At 66.0% G+C, this 19,734-nt stretch carries 17 protein-coding genes and 1 pseudogene; 9 read left to right on the top strand and 9 right to left on the bottom strand.

Going from position 1 to position 19,734, the window contains the following annotated elements; all coding sequences use genetic code 11:
- Positions 1 to 18: 18 nt before the first annotated feature.
- From AR540_RS11385 to AR540_RS11375, 3 genes are all read right to left on the bottom strand, one after another.
- Positions 19 to 504 (bottom strand): UPF0158 family protein, encoded by a 486-nt coding sequence (locus AR540_RS11385; protein WP_059228979.1) that lies wholly within the window; start codon positions 502 to 504, stop codon positions 19 to 21.
- A 220-nt stretch (positions 505 to 724) separates the two neighbouring features.
- On the bottom strand, positions 725 to 2,125 hold the full coding sequence (locus AR540_RS11380; RefSeq protein WP_059228977.1) for a sugar porter family MFS transporter: 1,401 nt from the start codon (positions 2,123 to 2,125) through the stop codon (positions 725 to 727).
- 373 nt (positions 2,126 to 2,498) lie between these two features.
- Positions 2,499 to 3,482, bottom strand: coding sequence for a LysR family transcriptional regulator (locus AR540_RS11375; RefSeq protein ID WP_059228975.1), 984 nt, complete (start codon positions 3,480 to 3,482; stop codon positions 2,499 to 2,501).
- A 95-nt stretch (positions 3,483 to 3,577) separates the two neighbouring features.
- On the opposite strand from AR540_RS11375, the gene AR540_RS11370 reads away from it, so the two are divergent.
- The 6 genes and pseudogenes from AR540_RS11370 to AR540_RS26510 all read left to right on the top strand — a co-directional run bounded on the left by AR540_RS11370 (position 3,578) and on the right by AR540_RS26510 (position 8,064).
- Positions 3,578 to 4,216 (top strand): hypothetical protein, encoded by a 639-nt coding sequence (locus AR540_RS11370; protein WP_059228973.1) that lies wholly within the window; start codon positions 3,578 to 3,580, stop codon positions 4,214 to 4,216.
- 35 nt (positions 4,217 to 4,251) lie between these two features.
- Positions 4,252 to 5,022, top strand: a complete 771-nt coding sequence (locus tag AR540_RS11365; RefSeq protein WP_059228971.1) for a 2OG-Fe(II) oxygenase — start codon at positions 4,252 to 4,254, stop codon at positions 5,020 to 5,022.
- A gap of 1 nt (position 5,023) precedes the next feature.
- The gene (locus AR540_RS11360; RefSeq protein ID WP_059228968.1) at positions 5,024 to 5,665 is read left to right on the top strand and encodes a LysE family translocator; all 642 of its coding nucleotides are present in this window, start codon (positions 5,024 to 5,026) and stop codon (positions 5,663 to 5,665) included.
- A 32-nt stretch (positions 5,666 to 5,697) separates the two neighbouring features.
- The gene (locus AR540_RS11355) at positions 5,698 to 6,027 is read left to right on the top strand and encodes an Arc family DNA-binding protein (RefSeq protein ID WP_059228966.1); all 330 of its coding nucleotides are present in this window, start codon (positions 5,698 to 5,700) and stop codon (positions 6,025 to 6,027) included.
- A 33-nt stretch (positions 6,028 to 6,060) separates the two neighbouring features.
- Positions 6,061 to 7,365 (top strand): annotated as a pseudogene (locus tag AR540_RS26515) (methyl-accepting chemotaxis protein); the annotation flags it as partial.
- Entirely contained in the window at positions 7,351 to 8,064 is a 714-nt protein-coding gene (locus tag AR540_RS26510; RefSeq protein WP_442963785.1) for a methyl-accepting chemotaxis protein, read from the top strand. The pseudogene AR540_RS26515 and the gene AR540_RS26510, both read left to right, overlap by 15 nt.
- Positions 8,065 to 8,102: 38 nt before the next feature.
- Here AR540_RS26510 and AR540_RS11345 read toward each other — a convergent pair whose 3' ends face one another.
- On the bottom strand, positions 8,103 to 8,687 hold the full coding sequence (locus tag AR540_RS11345) for a flavin reductase family protein (protein ID WP_059228962.1): 585 nt from the start codon (positions 8,685 to 8,687) through the stop codon (positions 8,103 to 8,105).
- Positions 8,688 to 8,862: 175 nt separating this feature from the next.
- On the opposite strand from AR540_RS11345, the gene AR540_RS11340 reads away from it, so the two are divergent.
- A complete protein-coding gene (locus tag AR540_RS11340; protein ID WP_059228960.1) occupies positions 8,863 to 9,555 on the top strand; it encodes a hypothetical protein in 693 nt (230 codons plus the stop codon).
- A 4-nt stretch (positions 9,556 to 9,559) separates the two neighbouring features.
- Here AR540_RS11340 and AR540_RS11335 read toward each other — a convergent pair whose 3' ends face one another.
- Positions 9,560 to 10,360: a hypothetical protein gene (locus AR540_RS11335; protein WP_059228957.1), complete on the bottom strand. Its 801-nt coding sequence runs from the start codon at positions 10,358 to 10,360 to the stop codon at positions 9,560 to 9,562.
- A 220-nt stretch (positions 10,361 to 10,580) separates the two neighbouring features.
- On the opposite strand from AR540_RS11335, the gene rep reads away from it, so the two are divergent.
- The gene (gene rep / locus AR540_RS11330; protein ID WP_059228955.1) at positions 10,581 to 12,593 is read left to right on the top strand and encodes a DNA helicase Rep; all 2,013 of its coding nucleotides are present in this window, start codon (positions 10,581 to 10,583) and stop codon (positions 12,591 to 12,593) included.
- Positions 12,594 to 12,832: 239 nt separating this feature from the next.
- On the opposite strand, the gene AR540_RS11325 is transcribed toward rep, so the two are convergent.
- Both AR540_RS11325 and AR540_RS11320 read right to left on the bottom strand, forming a co-directional pair.
- Complete coding sequence (locus tag AR540_RS11325) at positions 12,833 to 15,463, bottom strand: cellulase family glycosylhydrolase (protein ID WP_059228953.1); 2,631 nt, start codon at positions 15,461 to 15,463, stop codon at positions 12,833 to 12,835.
- 418 nt (positions 15,464 to 15,881) lie between these two features.
- Complete coding sequence (locus AR540_RS11320) at positions 15,882 to 16,865, bottom strand: glycosyl hydrolase 53 family protein (protein ID WP_059228952.1); 984 nt, start codon at positions 16,863 to 16,865, stop codon at positions 15,882 to 15,884.
- Positions 16,866 to 16,983: 118 nt separating this feature from the next.
- Between AR540_RS11320 and AR540_RS11315 the strand changes: the two genes are divergently transcribed.
- Positions 16,984 to 17,565, top strand: coding sequence for a DinB family protein (locus tag AR540_RS11315; RefSeq protein WP_236712046.1), 582 nt, complete (start codon positions 16,984 to 16,986; stop codon positions 17,563 to 17,565).
- A 326-nt stretch (positions 17,566 to 17,891) separates the two neighbouring features.
- Here AR540_RS11315 and AR540_RS11310 read toward each other — a convergent pair whose 3' ends face one another.
- Both AR540_RS11310 and alr read right to left on the bottom strand, forming a co-directional pair.
- Positions 17,892 to 18,446 (bottom strand): cupin domain-containing protein, encoded by a 555-nt coding sequence (locus tag AR540_RS11310; RefSeq protein ID WP_059228949.1) that lies wholly within the window; start codon positions 18,444 to 18,446, stop codon positions 17,892 to 17,894.
- 161 nt (positions 18,447 to 18,607) lie between these two features.
- Positions 18,608 to 19,678: an alanine racemase gene (gene alr / locus AR540_RS11305; RefSeq protein ID WP_059228947.1), complete on the bottom strand. Its 1,071-nt coding sequence runs from the start codon at positions 19,676 to 19,678 to the stop codon at positions 18,608 to 18,610.
- Positions 19,679 to 19,734 lie beyond the last annotated feature (56 nt).

The raw sequence follows: 19,734 nt of genomic DNA, 5'->3' as shown, positions 1-19,734 counted from the left end.
TCGGGGCTGTAAGCCCTATCACCCCCGCCCCTTTTCCAACCGTCGCCTGATTCCCTCCGGCACATCCTCGGCCAGCGGCATCCGCCCGTCCGCCGGCAAGGCTTCCAGGCCGGCTTCGTCCAGCAGCACCAGGACCTCCTCCTTGAGGCGGCTCAGGGCGAAGGCCTGCCAGGCCTCGCGTACCGAGGGGAAGAGTTCCAGCTCGTAGTCGAAGGTGCGGATCGGTCGCCGGCTCTCCAGGGCAGCGCGCAGCAGCGGCTGGGCGTGGGGATGGCGCAACTGGTGCAGGAAGGCTTCGCGCAGCTCCAGGCGATCGTCCTGGGTCAGGCGCGGCAGCGGCAGGTAGCGTTCGGGATCTTCCAGTTCCTCGCGTTCTTCCAGACTGAGATCGTCCGGATCAAGCAGGCGCAGGGCGCCGCTTTCAAGGTCGAGGAAGTGGGTACCTCGCTCCCGGCTGTCGAGGGCGGCAGCCAGCAGATCGAGGTCGAGGGTGAGGGGGCGCATGGCAGGACTCCGGCACAGGCGAACAGGAGCGGAGATCTATCTCCGCTCCTGTTGCGACCTCAGAGCCTGTTCAAAGGCTCGCGAGCTAGAGACAAACAAGGCGAAGAGGCCTGAGGAAGCGGAGTTTACGAATGGTAAATGAGCATTCCGAAGGCCTCTTCAACGCCGTTTGGCGGACGCGCAGCAGCCTTTGAACAGGCTCTGGCACTGGAATCGGCGTTCAGCCTTTCCTTTGATAGGGGAAGAAGCGCCGCTCGCGCAGGTCATGCTCGATCTGCTCCAGGCTCTTGCCCTTGGTTTCCGGCACCAGGCGCCAGATGAACAGCAGTGCCACCAGGGAGATCCCGGCATAGAGCCAGAAGGTGTGGGCGGCGCCCAGCTGGGTCACCAGGCTCAGGGTGGTAAGGGTCACCAGCAGGTCGAAGCCCCAGTGACTGAAGGCGCCGACGCTGGCGCCCTTGCCGCGCACGAACAGCGGATAGACCTCGGCGTTGATCAGCCAGATGCAGACGCCGAAGCCGCCGCAATTGAGCATCAGGTAGGCGGCCAGGCAGGCCACCACCGTCCAGCGCTCGACCTCGGTCTGGGGACCGGCGCCCTGGAACAGGTAGCCCATGATCGCCAGGGCGATGATGGAGCCGGGAATCAGCGTCAGCAGATAGCGGCGGCGACCGATGCGATCCACCAGGAAGCTGCCGACCACGGTCATGATCACCACCAGGATGGTGCTGCAGCCGGTGGCCAGCACCGCGGTCTGGTCGGAGAAGCCGGCCTGGGTGAGGATGGTGGGGGCGTAGTAGATCAGCGCGTTGTTGCCGGTGATCTGCGAGAACATGGCGATGCCGGCCCCCACCAGCAAGGCCGGCCGCACCCAGGGCGAGAACAGGTCGCTCCAGCTGCCTTCCGGGGCGTTGCTCACGGTCTTGATCTCGGCCAGTTCGGCCTGGGCCGCGACGGCGCCGCCACGGACCCGTTCCAGCACCGCGAGGGCGTCCCCTTCGCGGCCCTTGACCAGCAGCCAGCGCGGACTTTCCGGCAGCACCGCCATGCCGGCCAACAGGATCAGCGCCGGCACCAGGCCGAGGCCGAACATCCAGCGCCAGTGCTCGTCCAGGGCGAAGCCGGTGAAGTAGGCCACGGTGATGCCGAACACCACCATGAACTGGAACAGCACCACCAGCTTGCCGCGGTGCTCCGGCGGCGCCACCTCGGCGATGTACACCGGGATGATCTGGGTGGAGCTGCCGGCCGACAGGCCGAGCAGGAAGCGCGACAGGATCAAGAGGGTGACGTTGGGCGACAGCGCCGACAGCACCGAGCCCAGGGCGAACACCAGGGCCACGCCGATGATGGTCTTGCGCCGACCGAGGCGGTCGGAGATCGGGCCGGTGCCGAGGCAGCCGAACAGGGCGCCGAAGATGATGGCGCCGGTCACCAGTTGCTTGACGGTGTCGTCCATGGCGAATTCCCGGCCGAGGCCGAGCAGGGCGACGCCGATGATGCCGGTGTCGTAGCCGAACAGCAGACCGCCCAGGGCGGCGATCACGGCGATGAGCACGACCAGCCCCTTGCGCGGGGTGGCCGCCACGGGTGCGGTGAGCGTGGGTGAGGAAGCGAGCATGGGGAAATCCTTTCTTGTTCTGCCAGGGCCAGGCACGCGACAGCGACCTGCACGACCCGCGCAGGCGGGCCGTGAGGAGCATGGCTCAAGGAAAACCGCCATGAAGGCAGGAAAGAAACGTTAGGTGAATCGCTTCACCTAATGGCGCCTGTTGTAACGGAAGTTGTGAAAAGTCTCACGAAAGGCCGGACTCGCCAGTATGGTGTTTCAGACGCTCGCGCAAGAACTGGCGAGTGATTCTTTGGCTTGGGCCAGGCGCCGGGACGAGTCATGGCAGGGCTATGGCGAGGAGTGGCAACGCCGCCCAGGCGGTCCGCCGCTGCGGCCGAAAAAGCGCCGCCAAAATTGTGTAGGTAACTTCTTAAACACCACACTAGCTGCCGATGGTCAGCTCCTGAAAGCGCTGTTCGGGCAACGCCGCCGCGCCGCGTCCCTGGCGTAACGCCTGGTCGCTCAGCCGCTCGACGAGAAAGTCGATGAATACCTTGAGCTTGGGCGGCAGGTGGCGGGTCGCCGGATAGAGCAGCCAGGCACCCCCGTGGTAATGCGGCAGGAAGGTCCAGTCGGGCAGCACCTGGATGATCTCGCCACGGGCCAGCGCCGCCTGGGCGGTGAAGAAGGGCAGGCTGCCGATGCCGACGTGGTTGAGCACCGCGTCCAGGCGCACGCCGGTATGGTTGGCGGCGTAACGACCGCGCACGTTGACGTGGACCACCTTGGCGCCCTGGCGGAATTTCCAGCGCGAATCGGCCGGCTCCTCGCCCAGGTAGATGCAGCTGTGCTGGGCCAGGTCGCGCGGGTGCGCCGGACTGCCGTGTTCGGCCAGGTACTGCGGCGTGGCGCAGAGCAGGTGCTCGATGGTCAGCAACTGGCGCCCGACCAACCCCGGCGGCGGGCGGTCGGTGATGCGGATGGCCAGGTCGACGTTGTCGTCGATCAGGTCGACATAGCGGTCCTCCAGCATCAGTTGCACGTCCACGGCCGGATAGCGGCGCAGGAAGTCGGCCATGTGCGGATGGATCACCGTGCTGCCCACTGCCTTGGGCACCGACAGCCGCACGATGCCGGCCGGCGCCTGGTTGAACTGGCCGCTGACCTCCAGCACCGCCCGGGCGGCGCCGACCATGTCGCTGCAGCGCCGGTAGACCTCCTCCCCCGCTTCCGACAGCCGCAGTTTGCGCGTGCTGCGATTGAGCAGTCGGGTGCCCAGGGCCTTCTCCAGGCGCGCCACGCTGCGGCTGGTGGACGAGGGCGTCAGCCCCAGTTGCCGGGCCGCGGCAGAGAAGCTGCCGCTCTCCACCACCCGCACGAAGATGGCCATTTCGCTGAGCAATGGCAGGGGGAGATTCATGCTCACAGCGCAAAATTCCTTTGGAGGGAAGGTGGATTATCACCTTATCGAGCGATCTTTAGAATGAGGACGTTTCTCGTTTTCCAAGAGTAGTAAGACAAATGACCGAACGCCTGTATTTCCTGAGCGACAGCCTGATCGCCGAGGTCGAGGTCCTTGCCTGTACCGCCACGGAAGATGGGTATGCCGTCGAATTGCGTGCCACGCCCTTCCATCCCCAGGGCGGTGGTCAACCCAGTGACACCGGCTGGCTCGGTACCGCCGAGGTGCTGCACGTGGTGCAGGATGGCGAACGCATCCTCCACCAGGTCAATCGTCCGCTGCAGCTGAGTCGCGTCCTGGCCCGGGTCGACGAAGGGCGTCGCCTGCTGCACTCGCGCCTGCATTCGGCCGGCCACCTGATCGGCCACATCGGCGAAGTCCATGGCTGGCAGCCGGTCAAGGCCCACCACTGGCCAGGCGAAGGCAAGATCGAATTCGTGCCGCGACCGGAGTCGCGGCCACTGGACAACGAGACCCTGCAGGCCCGGTTCGAGGCGCTGGTGGCAGACGACCTGGCGCTGCACAGCGAAGTCGATGCCGCCGGCCAGCGCCAGGTGCGCTTTGGCGAAGACGTCGCGCGCTACGCCTGCGGAGGAACCCATGTGCGCTCCACGCGCACCGTCGGTCAGTTGAGCGCGCTGGGCATCAAGGAAAAGAAGGGGCGCCTGCTGGTGAGCTACGACATGGCTGGCGCCTGATCACCCGCCTCCCTCACCCGCAGAAAGGAAGCGCCATGCTGCTCGAACTCGACACTCTCGACACCGAGAGCCTGAACCGTCTCGCCGATGAACGCCTGCTGGCCGTGCGTATCCGGCGTTTCGTCCCTCGCCCGCTGGCCGATGACCTGGGCAAGCAGATCCTCGGCAACGGCTTCGCCACCTACGCCAATGCGCCCAGCATCGGCCGCATCGGCATGGCCTTTTATGAAGCGGAAAATCAGCGCGCCCAGATGGACGACTACTTCGCCAGCGTCGCCCACAACCTGGAAGAGCTGCGCCGCCGTTGCCGGCCCTATATCAATCCCATCGACCTGGTGCGCTGCGTCCTCGACGAGGTCTGGCCGGCCGGTGCCCGCCTGCAAACGCTCTGGGGCCGCAAGATGTATGTCGGCCTGTCACGCGTGGTGAAGCCCGGGGTGCGCTTTCTCGCCCACCACGACATCTTCGCCAAGGACGCCCCCGGTAGCGCCGAAGCCGAGAGCGTGGTCACCCAGTTGGCCTGCAACGTCTACCTGACCATGCCCAGCCAGGGCGGTGAATTGCAGCTCTGGGCCAAGCAGTTGTCGCCGGACGACTTCGACGCCCTGCGCGGCGATAGCTACGGCATCGAGCCCGACCTGCTCGGCCCGCCGAGCCTGACCATCCGCCCGGAACCGGGCGATCTGATCCTCTTCAATTCCCGGCGCATGCACGCCGTGACGCCCGGCACCGACCAGCCGCGCCTGTCACTGTCGTGCTTCGTCGGCTATCGCGGGGCGACCGAGCCCCTGACGTACTGGAGCTGACATGTCCCCTTACCTGAGCGAATTCCTCGCCCTGGCGACCATCCATTTCCTCGCCGTCCTGGCCCCGGGTCCGGACTTCGCCGTGACCGTACGGCAGAGCGTGAGGTTCGGCCGCCTGATCGGCCTCTGCACCGCCCTGGGCATCGGTGCCGGCATCTCGGTGCACGTGCTCTACACCCTGCTCGGCATCGGCGCCCTGATGCACGCCACGCCCTGGCTGCTGGACGCCGCCAAGGTGCTCGGCGGTGCCTACATCCTCTGGCTGGGTTTCAACCTCATCCGCAGCAAGCCTACCGCCGCGCCGCTGGACGACAGCCAGTGGCAGGCCGTCGACCTGGAACGCCAGGCACCGGCCAGGGCCTTCCTCACCGGCTTCCTGACCAATGCCACCAACCCCAAGGCCACGCTGTTCTTCCTGGCCATCTTCACCACCGTGGTCAGTGGCAGCACGCCGCTGGCCGTACAGGGCCTTTACGGCCTGTGGATGTGCGCGGTCAACGCCGGCTGGTTCGCCCTGGTCAGCCTGCTGTTCTCCAGCGCCCGCGTTCGCCAGACCTTCCTGCGCCTGGGCCACTGGTTCGAAAGAACCATGGGCCTGGTGCTGGTTTTCTTCGCCGGTCGACTGCTGTTGTCGGCGCTTTGACGTCAGCCACCCCTTGTCCTTGGAGGTTCGCCATGCCTTACGTCCACCGCGCTCCCGCTGGAATCCCTACGGAAAAGTTCGTCGTCCGCCTGCCCGATGGCATGCGCGAACGCATCGCCACCGTGGCCCGGACCCATCGCCACAGCATGAACACCGAGATCGTCGCCTGGCTGGAGCGCAGCCTGGTGCAGGACGGGGTCCTGGAGCAGAGCGATGCCCACCAGGACGACGACCTGCTCAGCGGTAACGAGCAGTTGCTACTGCACCGTTTCCGCCAGCTCAACGAGCGCCAGCAGAATGCGCTGATCTCGGTGTTGGAGCTGGAGCTGCCGGTCCCGCTGGCCAACCAGGAAAGCGCCTGACCGACCGCCGGCCCCTGCGGGGGCCGAACGTCCATGCCTGTCGCGCGCACCCATCAAGAACGCGGCCCGGCGTCCGATACAGTGACATTCCGAATCCTTTCAGGTGTCACCATGTCCGACCACAACGCCTCCTGGCTGAACAACCTCGGTATCTCCAAGAAGCTGGCACTGGGCTTCGGCGCCCTGCTGGTCATGGTGCTGGTGGTGGCCCTGTTCGGCTATCTCACCGCCAATACGCTGCTCGAGCGCATCAACAAGACGCGCTACAGCGGCGAACTCAAGGCGGACATCCTCAACATCAGGCTCGACGAAAAGACCTATCTGCTCGATCCCAGCGCGGTCAATGTCAAGCAGCAGCAGGACGACATGGCCGAGGTGGCGGCAGACCTCACCCAGGGCCTATCCCTGCTGACAAACCCGACCAACCGCGCCATCCTCGCCAGCGTCCAACAGGAGCTCAAGGTCTACCAGGAGCGTTTCGCCGCCCTGCAAAAGGCCAGGCAGACCAGCAGCGAGGCCCAGACGGAGCTGGCCCGGGTCTCGGACAATGTCACCAAGACCTTCGACGAGCTGTTCGAACTCGTCTTTACCCCCGGTGGCGACTACAACGTCGCCGACCTGAAAGCCGTGGCCCAGATGAAGACGCAGATGGTCGGGATCCGCCTGGCGATCCGGCGTTTCCTCGGCGCTCCCGACGACGGCAAGTCCCAGGCGGCGCTCAAGGCCATCGACGACCTGCTCAAGACCGTGGCCGATGCCCAGGCGCAGATCGACGGCGATACCGCGGCGCGGCTCTACAGCGCTACCCAGGACGTCACCCGCTATCGCGCCTTCGTCGAATCCATCATCGCCCAGAACCGCCAGGCCGATGCGGCCGTGGCCAGCTTGCAGGAGCAGGGCAAGAAACTCTTGCAGCTGCTCGACCAACTGGGCGCCGGCCAGCTCAAGTCCGCGGCCGCCGAGCGGAATTCGGCGCTGCTGCAACTCGCCCTGAGCATCCTCGTCGCCCTGCTGATCGGTATCGTCGCCGCCTGGGTGATCACCCGGCAGATCAGCCAGCCGCTGGCGACCGCCATGGCCATGCTCAAGCGTGTGGCCGCCGGCGACCTCACCCAGCGCAGCGAGGTGAGCCGTCGCGACGAACTGGGCGAGCTGCAACGCACCACCCAGGCCATGGCCGACGACCTGCGCCAGTTGGTGGGCGGCATCGTCTCCGGCGTGGGCCAGCTCAGCAGCGCGGCCGACGAATTGTCCGCGTTCGGCGTGCAGACCAGCCGCGGCGTCACCCAGCAGCGTGACGAGATGCACCAGGTGGCCACCGCCATGAACGAGATGGCCGCCACGGTGCACAACGTGGCGCAAAACACCTCCACCGCCTCGAGCGCCGCCCACAACGCCGACGCCATGGCCCGCGAGGGCAGCCGCACGGTCAAGCGGGCGGCCCAGGAGATCACCCTGGCCGCGGAAGAGGTCCAGGGCCTGGGCACCGCCATGGAGCAGCTGGACGCCGCCAGCGGCCGCATCGGCAGCGTCATCGACGTGATCAAGGCCATCGCCGAGCAGACCAACCTGCTGGCGCTCAATGCGGCCATCGAAGCCGCCCGCGCGGGCGAACAGGGCCGTGGCTTCGCCGTGGTGGCCGACGAGGTCCGCTCCCTCGCCCAGCGCACCCAGGAATCCACCCAGGAGATCGGTGAACTCATCGCCGCCCTGCAGCAGGGCACTACCGCGGCGAGCGAGCGGATGCAGGCCAGTCGCGACCGCACCCTGGGCACCGTGACCCTGGCCCAGGACGCCGAGCGCGCCCTGGACGCCATCTACCAGACGGTGGCGGAGATCCAGAACCTCAACCAGCAGATCGCCACTGCGGTGGAAGAACAGAGCCTGGTGGCCGAGGAAATCAACGGCAATGTGGTCAAGGTCAGCGGCCTGGCCGAGGAATCCGCCACCGCCAACGCCCATGCTGCCGCCTCGGTAAGCGAGTTGGCACGCCTGGGCGGCGACCTCCAGCGGATGGTGGCGCGCTTCCGCGTCTGAGCCCATCCCGACGACGCCAGGTACTGGCGTCGTCGCGCTCAACCGCGCGGCGTCAGCATCCGTCCCTGGATACCGTCGCCGATCACCAGGAAGTGTCCGCCCGCCACGTGGTGCAGGGTGCGCAGCCCGTCCTGGCCGGCGAAGTCCCAGTGGCCGTCGCGAAACACCCGGGTATCGGCCTGGGCGGCGACCACCTCGCCGAGGAAGAGATCGTAGCCCTGCTGGTTGTGCGCCTCCGGCAGCAGCCGGCACTCCAGCCAGGCCACGCAGCCGGCGATCAGCGGTGCGCCGATCCTTTCGCCGTCCAGGGTCTCGATGCCGTAGGCGGCGAACTTGTCCACATCCCACCCGCTGGTGTTGCCCACCGTCTGCACCAGATCCGCCTGGGCGGCACAGGGCACGTTGAGCACGAAGCTGCCCTCGGCTTCCAGCAACTGGCGGGTCCAGGTCTGCTTGTCCAGCACCACCGCCACCTTGCACGGCTCGAAATCCACCGCCATGGCCCAGGCCGCCGCCATGACGTTGCGCTGCTCCGCGTGAGCGACGCTGACCAGCACGGTAGGGCCGTGGTTGAGCAGGCGATAGGCCTTGGCCAGCGGGACGGGGGCGAGGGTCGAATTCATGCACGGACTCCAGCGGGAAAAGCCCCAGGGTAGCGTAGCGGGCACCATTCGGCGCCAAGTGAGCAAAAAGTTGCCATTTTCGTCTCAACGCGCCAAACGCTCAGGCTCATTCAGGGTCTATCGGCCACTCCCCGCAGTCCGGGACCGACAAGAAATTCATGTTAAGGATGACCCCATGCCCTCTCGCCTGGCCCTTCCCGCCCTGCTGCTGTCCGCCTGCTGCCTCGCCGTCCCGCCAGCCCATGCCCAGAAAGCCAGCCCGCCCGCCACGGCCACGGCTTCCCAGCCGCTGCTCTCCAGCTCGATCAACGACTTCACCAACGAGGATTGGAATCGCGGCGTACTGCGCCGGGTAGCCGGCGTGACCATTCCCGCCACGCCAGCCAACGTCGAGGGCTTCATCAGCGGTCGCCAGGCGCAACTGGGCGACGGGCAATGGCGCGCCATCACCGACGTCCAGCGGGTGGGCAACAACCTCGCGGTGTTCGTCGAGGGCGAGCCGCTGGATGCCGAGACCGTGGGTTATCCGCGGCGCCTGGCGGTGGACGACGCCCCCGGCACCGGGCGCCATCTGCAGCGGCTGCCGGGACGCTTCAACACCCCGATCAACGACTTCACCAACCAGGACTGGCTCAAGGGCATCTACCGCAAGGCCGCCGGGGTCTCCATCCCGGTCACCGAACGCAATCGCGAGGAATTCAAGAGCGGTGCCATCGTCCGCCTCGCCGACGGTCAGGACTACGCCATCACCTACGTCAACGAATTCGGTCGCAGCATGGCGGTATTCCTCGACAGTCCGGCCCTGCCCGGGGAGAAGTACGGCTATCCACGCCAGCTGACCTTCGTCGCGCCTGCGCCCAAGCCGTGACCCGTCAACGCTGATTGACGGTCATGCTGTTGCCGTTGCCGTTCTGGGTCAAAAAGGCCGTGTTCGCGTCGCGCTGCGTCAGCGCGACCTGGTTGGCGTTGCCATTCTGGTAGACGTAGGCGGCCGGGTACAGGATGCCGTCCGGCCCGGCCGGCGTCCAAACACCCTGGCCGGTCTGCTCGATGGTGACCAGGTTGTTGTCGCCGATCTGCTGCGCCCCCGCGCTGAGGAGCTCACCGTCCTGACTGATGTCGATGCGGTTGTCGTTGCCGCGGCTCGCGTTGCTGATGTTGTTGCGGCGGCCCGAGACCGACAGGGTCTGCACGTTACGATCGCCATCCTGACTCGCATTGATCGCCGAGGAGCCGCGCTGGGTGACGGTCAGCTGGTTGTCGTTGCCGATCTGGATGAGACCCGCCGACACATACTCGCCGCTCGGGCCGCCCGTCTGTTCCAGCGTCGCGCTATTGCCGTTGCCTACCTGGGAAAGACTTCCGTCGAAATAGAGCGAGCCCTCCTGGGAGATCTGGGCGGTATTGAGTGCACCCTCCTGCCGGATGACCGCCAGGGAATCGCGGTTCATCTGATAGAGGACCGCCTGGTTGTCGGTCCCCTGCTGCTCGATCCAGGCAGCGCTGCGCGTGGCTTCCTGGGTGACCGAGGCGCTCAGGCGATCACCGTTCTGGTTGACGCGTCCGTCGTTCGCGTCGCCCGTTTGCCTCAGCTCTACGTTATTGGCGGCGGCCAGGGCCAGACTGGAGAAACCGAACAGGGTGGAAAGCAGCAGAATGCGGGATAGGGACATGGCGGGCATCTCATCAAGGAGGGCTGAGGTTTTCAGGACGACCACCGGGCCGCCCCGCAGGCCTGAAGTCTAGTGAGGCTGGCTGATAACGCTCTCGCTCGATCGGTCCCTTTTGCCGCCGGCAAGGCATTAATCCTCCGTCGATGGCACCGGCCAGTGCTCCCCGTCAGCGGGCCGTGACTGCTAGAATCCACCGCCCAGCGTCACCCCTCGGTCCGCCATGTCCAAGCTCAATCCCCGCCAGGCCGAAGCCGTGGCCTACATCAGCGGCCCCCTGCTGGTGCTGGCCGGCGCCGGCTCCGGCAAGACCAGCGTCATCACCCGCAAGATCGCCTACCTGGTGCAGCAGTGCGGCATCCGCGCCCAGTACATCTGCGCGGTGACCTTCACCAACAAGGCGGCGCGGGAGATGAAGGCGCGGGTGGCCAGCCTGCTCAAGGCCGGCGAAGGCCGCGGCCTGACCGTCTCGACCTTCCACAACCTCGGGCTGAACATCATCCGCCGCGAGTACGTGCACCTGGGCTACAAGCCGGGCTTCTCGATCTTCGACGAGGGCGACATCAAGGCGCTGCTCACCGACATCATGCAGAAGGAATACCAGGGCGACGACGGCCTGGACGAGATCAAGAACTACATCGGCAACTGGAAGAACGACCTCATCCTGCCGGAAGAGGCCCTGGAAAAGGCCCGCACGCCCAAGGAGCAGACCGCCGCGGTGGTCTACCTGCATTACCAGCGCACCCTCAAGGCCTACAACGCGGTCGACTTCGACGACCTCATCCTGATGCCGGTGAAGCTGTTCCAGGAGCATCCCGAGGTGCTGGAGCGCTGGCGCAATCGCATCCGCTACATGCTGGTGGATGAGTACCAGGACACCAACACCAGCCAGTACCTGCTGGTGAAGATGCTGGTCCAGGAGCGCGCCCAGTTCACCGTGGTGGGCGACGACGACCAGTCGATCTACGCCTGGCGCGGCGCGCGGCCGGAAAACCTGATGCAGCTCAAGGACGATTTCCCCTCGCTCAAGGTGGTGATGCTGGAGCAGAACTACCGCTCCACCAGCCGCATCCTCAAGTGCGCCAACGTGCTCATCGCCAACAATCCCCACGTGTTCGAGAAGCAGCTGTGGAGCGAGATGGGCCATGGCGATCCGATCCGGGTGCTGCGCTGCAAGAACGAGGACGGCGAGGCCGAGCGCATCGCCCTGGAGATCCTCACGCTGCACCTCAAGACCCAGCGGCCCTACGCGGACTTCGCCATCCTCTACCGCGGCAACCACCAGGCCAAGCTGATGGAGCTCAAGCTCCAGCACCACCAGATTCCCTATCGGCTCTCCGGCGGCACCAGCTTCTTCGCCCGCCAGGAGGTCAAGGACGTGATGTCCTATCTGCGCCTGCTGGTCAACCCGGACGACGACAACGCCTTCCTGCGGGTCATCAACGTGCCGCGCCGGGAGATCGGCTCCACCACCCTGGAAAAACTCGGCAACTACGCCGGCAGCCGCGACCTCTCCATGTACGCCGCCGCCGACGAGATCGGCCTCGGCGAGCACCTGGACGCCCGCTTCACCGAACGGTTGGCGCGCTTCAAGCGCTGGATGGACGGGGTGCGCCAGAACTGCGCGGGCGAAGACCCCATCGGCGCCCTGCGCAGCATGGTGATGGACATCGACTACGAGAACTGGATTCGCCAGAACGCCAGCTCCGACAAGGTCGCCGACTTTCGCATGGGCAACGTCTGGTTCCTGATGGATGCGCTGAAGAACATCCTGGAAAAGGACGAAGACGGCCAGCTGACCATCGAGGACGCCATCGCCAAGCTGGTCCTGCGCGACATGCTCGAACGCCAGCAGGAGGAAGAGGAAGGCGCCGACGGGGTGCAGATGATGACCCTGCACGCCTCCAAGGGCCTGGAGTTCCCCTATGTGTTCATCATGGGCATGGAGGAGGAAATCCTGCCGCACCGCTCCAGCATCGAGGCCGACACCATCGAGGAGGAGCGCCGCCTGGCCTACGTGGGCATCACCCGTGCCCGCCAGACCCTGGCCTTCACCTACGCCACCCGGCGCAAGCAGTACGGCGAGCTGATCGATTGCACCCCCAGCCGCTTCCTCGACGAACTTCCGCCCGAGGACCTGCAATGGGAAGGCCTGGAGGAAGCCCCCCAGGAACAGAAGGCCGCCCGCGGCAATGACGCCCTGGCGGCGATGCGGGCGATGTTGAAGAAGGGCTGAGGGCCGCTGCCGGCGATCACCCTCACCCCGACCCTCTCCCTGAGGGAGAGGGGGTATTCGAGATCCCCTGAGATCTCTCGTCCGCGCCGATCCAATCCCCTTTCCCTCCGGGAGAGGGTTAGGGTGCGGGCCCGCCTCGCGCCGGATTCCCCCCAACCCCGCGCCAAACCGCCCCCCAAACGACACCGCCCCCGCTACCTATCAGGCAACGGGGGCGGTGCGATCGACGCCGGGATCCCTTACTTGGCGAAGCTGGTCACCATGTCGAAGATCGGCTTGGGTCGCTTGAGGTCATACATCATCCCGAAATGCCGCTCGTGGACCACCGGATTGTTCGGCTCGTCGAGCAGTTCGTAGACGTTGATCTCGGCCACCACGTCGCGGTAGCTGGTGTTGAGCACCGTGAGCATCTGCTTGACGCTGTCGTAGCAGGCCTGGTCGCCGGCACGACCGCCGTCGGTGTTGCCCTGGTAGACGTTGCCGCAGTTCATCTCGTTGAAGAACACCTTGGTCTTGTACTTGGTGGCCATGGCGCGCATCTGCCCCAGGTACATGTCCATCCAATAGCCCTTGTCGTCGAAGTAGGGGTAGTAGTGGAAGCTCACGTAGTCGAAGTTGAAGCCCGACGCCTTGGCCTGGTCGAGGAACCACATGGCGCCATTGCGATCACCCGGGCAGCGGGAGGTGGCGGTCTTGTCGTCGGCGTTGCAGGCCATCACATTGATGGTGGTCTTGAGGTTGGCGCCCAACTCGTCCGAGGCCTGCTTGATGCCACGGTAGATGCCGACCAGCACGTTGATGCGGTCCTGGGCACCGGTCTTGGTGTAGTCCTGTTCGTTGCCGATCTCCCAGATCTTGATGTCGTTGGCGTAGCGCTTGGCCAGGGTGTAGGCCTGCGCCTGGCTGAGCTTGTGGGTGATCACCGGCCGCAGGGTGATCTTGTACTGGCGCGCCAGGGCCACCAGCCGATCCAGACGGTCGAAGTTGGTCACCAGGTACTCGCCGGAACGATAGGTGCGCAGGTTACGCGCCGCCAGGAGTTGCAGGCGGGCTTCCATCTCCGAATCCGGATAGGCATCGCTGTTGTCGTGCCCCACCACCCCCAGGGGGATGTTGGCGAAGCCACTCAGCGGCGCCGAGGAGACCGTGCCATTGGCCACCGGCGGGGTCACGGTCTGCACCGGCTGCACGCTGGCCGCGGGGGTTGGCGTGGTGGCGGTGCCCTGGGCCATGGCCGTGCTCACCTTCTTGTCGAAGGCGGTCTTGTCGTCGCCGAGGCTGCTGCGCATGACCTCCAGCGGCAGGTTGGCACGCGAGGTGACACCATTGGCCAGGCGGCTGGTCCAGTAGGCGCTGCCACTGCTGTCGGCGCTGCGCCCATAGAGAGTCTGGTAGACCTGGTTGACCAGGGCGGCGCCACTCAGGGAGCCGTAGAGGGCGGTGGATTCGCCGTTGGCGGCGAAGGTCGCCGCCAACTGCTCGACGCTCAGGTCGCTGGCCAGGCGCGAGGCCCAGTAGTTCAGGCCGCCGGCATCGGCCGCCCGTCCATAGTAGGCCAGGTAAAGCTGCTGCACGGTCGTCAGCCTGGACGAGGTCGCGGCATTGGCGGCAGTCCCGGTCGTGCCGGTGGTGGTACCCGTCCCCGTGCTCACACCGGCACCTGCAGTGGTACCGGTGGTGGTGCCCGTACCCGCAACCGGTACGGCGCCCGTGGTGGCACCGGTGGTCCCGCCCGCAGTGCCGGCGGTTCCGGTTGCGCCGGTGTTACCCGTCGTCGCCCCGCCGGTGGCAATCTCGGTCTTGACCGGCGTGGTGGCGTTTGGCGTGGCGGCGGTTGGCGTCACCTGGGGGCCGATGCCGCTGCAGCTGTCCTTGTCGAGGTACTTGGCGAGCACCGCCCACTGTGGCCGGTCCTTGCCATTGATCGGCTCGACCGCCTGGTTGTAGTTCGCCCAGCCGGGGCCGGCGGCCCAGTAGGTGGCGGGGATGCAGTTCTGCTTCAGGTAGGCCAGCATGTTGTCGAGAATGGGCAACCAGCGCGCATCCGTGTCAGGCACGCCGAAGCCACCGATGAAACCGCGCTTGTTGTTGGCCTTGAGCCAGGAGACGAAGGGCTTGAGGCGCTCGACGCCATAGCTGGGTGTCAGGGTCGCGACGTTCAGATTGGTGTCGAAGAAGGCCTGGGCCATGAAGACCAGGTTGTTGGCGGGGTCCGTCAGCCCGCGCAGGGCGTCGTTCCACTGCGGCCAGCGAGTGGTGTCGGCCCAGCCGTTGCCCTCGATGAAGATCGGGTGGGTGGAGTCGGCCACGCGCACGCCGTTGATGCCGTACTGGGCAGCGGTCGGCCAGTTGCTCACGGCGTCGTGGGGCTCGTTCATGATGTCGTAGCCATAGAGCGCCGGATGAGTGCTCCAGCGCTGGGCGACCCGGGTCATGAGGTTCTGGAAGGCCTCGTAGGGCACGTCGCCCGCACCGATGACCTTGCCCTGGTAGCGGGCGTAGTTGTGCAGATCGAGGATGACCTTGACGCCGTACCTCTGGGCGTAGCCCAGGGTACGATCGATCAGGCCGGCGTAGGTCGGGTCGAGGTTGACCCCCATGGACGGTTGCAGACGCTCCCAGAGGATGGGGAAGCGCACCAGCTTCACGCCCTTGGCGCTCCACTGCTGGAAATGGCTTTCGGCCGGGAAGATGAAGTTGCGGTCGTTGACACCGGGCAGTATTTGGGCGGCGAAGGTGGCGCCGGAGAAGTTGAGGCCGACCAGGTCGACGGCCTGGGCCGAGGTGGCGAGCGAAGCGGTAGCGAGCAAAGCAGGGAGCAGCAGCGCCTGACGCGGCAGGCGACGCGAGATAGAACGAAGGATAGTCATTGAAGCGGAACCAGATAGGCCCGAGGTGCGCGATTCGATCCGTGCATCCCACCTCGGTACAGCAGGAAAACTGCCAGGGAAGATCGTTTGCCCGGCACCCGCGGAGACTAGTGCAAGCGCTGGACCAAGAAAAACCGGTGCCATCACAAAGCGCAGTGAACGTGACGCTTTTCCAGATGTACGGCGCTGATGATGGCACCTTCGCTACCGTTGATCGGTGACTGGGCGGTCAGCCAATGGTCCAGCCACAGTGAAAAGTCAGACTTGTCCGCTTTCTGACGCCCAGTATGGTGTTTCTGAAGTTCGCGCAAGAATTGGCGAGTGATTTGGTTCGGTTCGGCGCTCCGACTGAGCGGCAACGCCGCTCAGGGGCAAAAAGCGCCACCAAAATTGTCTAGATAACTTCTGAAACACCACACTAGGGCGAACCGGCATAACGACGAACCAGCGCCATCACCGCCTTCGGTCGCTCCAGGTCGTACAGCAGTCCGAAGTGCCGCTCGTGGGGCACCGGATGGGTGGGCTCGTCGAGCAGTTCGTAGATATTGATCTCGCGTACGACGTCGCGGTAACGGCCGTTGAGTTCGGACAGCAGCTGTTCGAGGCTGTCGTAGCAGCCGCGATCGCCCGGCCGGCCGCCGTCGGTCGCGCCGTTGTAGATCTCGCCGCAGTTGGCTTCGTTGAAGAACACCTGGGTGCGGTACTTCTCCGCCATGGCACGCATCTGGCCCAGGTAGAGATCCATCCAGCGCCCGCGGTCATGGTAATGCGGGTAGTAGTGGAAGCTGATGTAGTCGAAATCGAAGCCGGCGGCCCTGGCCTGCTCGAGAAACCACAGGGAGCCCGACCGCTCGCCGGGGCAGCGCGCCTTGGGGCCGGTGTCGTAGGGATTGCAGGCCATGACGTTGATGGTGGTCTGCAAATTCGCGCCCAGTTCGTCGGAGGCGCGGCGGATGCCACGGTAGATGTCCACTAGGCGACTGATGCGGATGCCGGTGCCGATCCGCGAATGATCCTGCTCGTTGCCGATTTCCCAGATCTTGATGTCGCCGGCGTAGCGCTTGGCCAGGGCATAGGCCTGGGCCTGGGTCAGTTGCTGGGTGATCACCGGCCGCAGGGTGATGTGGTATTGCCGGGCCAGGGCGACCAGCCGATCCATACGCGGCAGGTCCAGCAGCAGGAACTCGCCGGAGCGATAGCTGCGCAGGTTGTAGCGGTCGAGCAGTTGCAGCCGCCTTTCCATCTCGGCATCGGGGTAGGCGGCGTTGTTGTCGTGTCCCACCACACCGAGCGGGATGTAGCCTAGCGCTGGCAGGGTCACGGACTCGGCGGCCAGCGTCGTGCCAGCCAAGAGCAATGCCAACGCCAGTCCCAGGCCGTACCCTCGCGAACCCTGTCGCATCGTGCACTTCCTTGCCGGAGAGAGATCCAGGGCGCGAGCATGGCAAAGCGCTGCCAGGGCCTCAATGCCGAGGGCGCCCAGGCTGCGACCTCCGGCACACGGCGGCAGGTTACAGTAGATGTCCGCGCGCCTTGCCGAGGACTCGTCCATGACCACCACCCTGCTGCTGGCCCAGGCCTGCAACAATCGCTGGTCCAATCACCGCCTGCTCACCGCCTGCGCCACACTGCCGGCCGCGGCCCTGCATGCGGCCCAACCGGCGGCCTTCTTCGGCTCGCTCTGGGCCCTGCTCGCCCACCTGCTGGATGTCGACCGCTTCTATCTTGATGCCCTACAGGATCAGCCGCGTGCCTATCGCGATGAAGACTGGCCGGACCTGGCCACGCTGACGGCAGCCCAGGCCGCCAGCGACCAGCGCCTGATCGCCCTGTGCCGCACCCTCGATGCCGAGCAGCTGACCCAGCTCATCACCCTGCCCCGCGCCACCGGCCCGGTACGGGAACAGCGGCTGCGCACGCTCCAACATCTCTTCGTGCACCAGCTGCATCACCGGGGCCAGGCCCACGCCCTGCTGCTGGCCAGCGGCGTGGCCCCACCGCAACTGGACGAGTTCTTCCTCACCCAGGACGAGCCGCTGCGCCGGGCGGAGTTGCAGGTGCTGGGGATCGATGAAGGGGCGTTATGGGGAACTACCTTGTAGGAGCGGCCCATGGCCGCGATTGTGCCCCCTCGACGCCATCCTATCGCGGCCATGGGCCGCTCCTGCAGGTCGTAGTGTGGAAAACGGCGCAGCCTTTTCCACGGGTGAGTTCGCCGCGAAGGATTCCCTCACCCGAGCCCTCTTCCGAAGGGAGAGGGGGCGCTAGGAGCGGACGCTCGTCTTCAGTGACTCAGGCGATAAGACAGTTGCTCCTACTAAACCAGGTCGTAGCGTGGAAAACGGCGCAGCCTCTTCCACTGGAGACTTGGTGGTGAGGGCTACCATGGGCACCGGCCTCTACGTGGATGTTCCCTGCAAAACGATACTCAGAAATTCGCCGGCGTGGTCGCGCTGATCAGCCGGGCGGGGGCCTCGAAGGGATTGCGGAAGCGATGCGGGCGGCTGCTTTCGAAGTAGTAGCTGTCGCCGGGTTCGAGGATATGCACCTCGCCGCCCACGGTCAGCTCCAGACGACCCTCCACCACCAGGCCGGCTTCCTCGCCTTCGTGGGCGTACATCTCTTCGCCGGTGTCGGCGCCCGGTGGATAGGTCTCGTCGAGAAAGGCCAGGGCGCGGCTGGGATGGGCACGGCCGACCAGGCGCATGCGCACGGTCTGGGCGCCGCTGGCGATGTCGATGAGTTCGTCCGCGCGATAGACCACCTGGGTCGGCGCGTCCTGTTCCAGGTCCAGGGAGAAGAACTCGACCAGGGACATGGGGATGCCGGCCAGCACCTTCTTCAGGGAGCTGATGGAAGGGCTGACGCTGTTCTTCTCGATCATCGAGATGGTGCTGTTGGTCACTCCGGCACGCTTGGCGAGCTCGCGCTGGGACAGGCCCTTGAGGGTGCGGATGGTTTGCAGGCGGGCACCGACGTCCAAGGTGGGAAAGACTCCTCGAGCAGGCGGGTGAGACGTGGCCAGGCCACGCGCTGAAGGCGTGCCACGGCACGGTGTTCGGCATCATGGCAACGCTGTTCGAGATTTACAACACGCACGACGCGGCTACGGACAAAGCGTCGTGCGCCCCCGCCGACAGAGGCTCAGTCGCTGTAGCTGCGTGGTACCCGCTTGAGGTTGCACAGCAGCTGGTAGGGAATGGTGTCGCAGCGCTCGGCCAGCTCTGCCACCGACACCTGCCGGCCCCAGAACTCCACCTCGCTGCCCACCCCCGCCTGGGGATGGTCGGTCAGGTCGACGGTGAGCATGTCCATGGAGACACGACCGATCAGCTGGCCGGGACGGCCGTCGATGGCCACCGGGGTGCCGTTGGGCGCGTGGCGTGGATAGCCGTCGGCATAGCCCAGGGCGACCACGCCGACCCGCGTCGGCCCCGAGGTGACGAAGCGCGCGCCATAACCCACCGGCTCGCCGGCTGGCAGTTCGCGCACGGCGATCAACCGGGAGGTCAGGGTCATCACCGGCTGCAACCGCTCGGCGACGGCCTGGGGCGTGGTGAAGGGCGAGACGCCATAGAGCATCAGCCCCGGCCGCACCCAATCACCGGCCGCTTGGGGCCAGCCCAGGGTGGCCGGCGAGTTGCGCAGGCTGGTGGGGCCGGGCAGGCCTTCGGTGGCGGCGCCAAAGGTGGCGATCTGCTGCGCGGTGGCCGGGCTGTCCGGCTCGTCGGCGCGGGCGAAGTGGGTCATCTTGACGATGCCGCTGACCTTGCCGCTGGCCAACAGGCGCTGGTAGGCGGCGGCATAGTCCTGGGGGAAGAAGCCGACCCGGTGCATGCCGGAATCCAGCTTGAGCCAGACTTGCAGCGGCCGCGCCAGGGCGGTCCGCTCCAGGGCGTCGAGTTGCCAGTCGGCATGGATCACCGTCCAGAGATCGTGCTCGGCGATCAAGGGCAGCTCGTCGGCGGCGAAGAAGCCTTCCAGCAGCAGGATGGGCGCGCGGATCCCGGCGGCGCGCAGTTCCACGGCCTCCTCGATGCAGGCCACAGCGAAGCCGTCGGCCTCGTTGGCCAGGGCACTGGCCACTGTTACCGCGCCATGGCCATAGGCATCGGCCTTGATCACCGCCAGGGCGCGGGCATCGGAGAGTTCACGGGCCAGGCGATAGTTCTGGCGCAGGGCGGCGAGGTCGATGACGGCGCGGGCGGGACGCATGGGAGGTCTCGGCAGAGAGGGAAAGTCTGGGGGGCGTTGAAACACCCTCACCCTAG

Origin of the sequence: Pseudomonas sp. EpS/L25 (genome assembly GCF_001512295.1) — a bacterium.
In the GTDB taxonomy this organism is placed as follows: Bacteria; Pseudomonadota; Gammaproteobacteria; order Pseudomonadales; family Pseudomonadaceae; genus Chryseomonas.
This window is presented reverse-complemented; position numbering and strand designations above follow the sequence as displayed.

Excerpts from the sequence above, each read along its gene's own strand:
- AR540_RS11385 (WP_059228979.1), bottom strand. The coding sequence starts at position 504 with ATGCGCCCCCTCACCCTCGACCTCGATCTGCTGGCTGCCGCCCTCGAC.
- AR540_RS11380 (WP_059228977.1), bottom strand. The coding sequence starts at position 2,125 with ATGCTCGCTTCCTCACCCACGCTCACCGCACCCGTGGCGGCCACCCCG.
- AR540_RS11370 (WP_059228973.1), top strand. The coding sequence starts at position 3,578 with ATGACCGAACGCCTGTATTTCCTGAGCGACAGCCTGATCGCCGAGGTC.
- AR540_RS11365 (WP_059228971.1), top strand. The coding sequence starts at position 4,252 with ATGCTGCTCGAACTCGACACTCTCGACACCGAGAGCCTGAACCGTCTC.
- AR540_RS11360 (WP_059228968.1), top strand. The coding sequence starts at position 5,024 with ATGTCCCCTTACCTGAGCGAATTCCTCGCCCTGGCGACCATCCATTTC.
- AR540_RS11355 (WP_059228966.1), top strand. The coding sequence starts at position 5,698 with ATGCCTTACGTCCACCGCGCTCCCGCTGGAATCCCTACGGAAAAGTTC.
- AR540_RS26510 (WP_442963785.1), top strand. The coding sequence starts at position 7,351 with ATGAACGAGATGGCCGCCACGGTGCACAACGTGGCGCAAAACACCTCC.
- AR540_RS11345 (WP_059228962.1), bottom strand. The coding sequence starts at position 8,687 with ATGAATTCGACCCTCGCCCCCGTCCCGCTGGCCAAGGCCTATCGCCTG.
- AR540_RS11340 (WP_059228960.1), top strand. The coding sequence starts at position 8,863 with ATGCCCTCTCGCCTGGCCCTTCCCGCCCTGCTGCTGTCCGCCTGCTGC.
- AR540_RS11335 (WP_059228957.1), bottom strand. The coding sequence starts at position 10,360 with ATGTCCCTATCCCGCATTCTGCTGCTTTCCACCCTGTTCGGTTTCTCC.
- rep (WP_059228955.1), top strand. The coding sequence starts at position 10,581 with ATGTCCAAGCTCAATCCCCGCCAGGCCGAAGCCGTGGCCTACATCAGC.
- AR540_RS11325 (WP_059228953.1), bottom strand. The coding sequence starts at position 15,463 with ATGACTATCCTTCGTTCTATCTCGCGTCGCCTGCCGCGTCAGGCGCTG.
- AR540_RS11320 (WP_059228952.1), bottom strand. The coding sequence starts at position 16,865 with ATGCGACAGGGTTCGCGAGGGTACGGCCTGGGACTGGCGTTGGCATTG.
- AR540_RS11315 (WP_236712046.1), top strand. The coding sequence starts at position 16,984 with ATGTCCGCGCGCCTTGCCGAGGACTCGTCCATGACCACCACCCTGCTG.
- alr (WP_059228947.1), bottom strand. The coding sequence starts at position 19,678 with ATGCGTCCCGCCCGCGCCGTCATCGACCTCGCCGCCCTGCGCCAGAAC.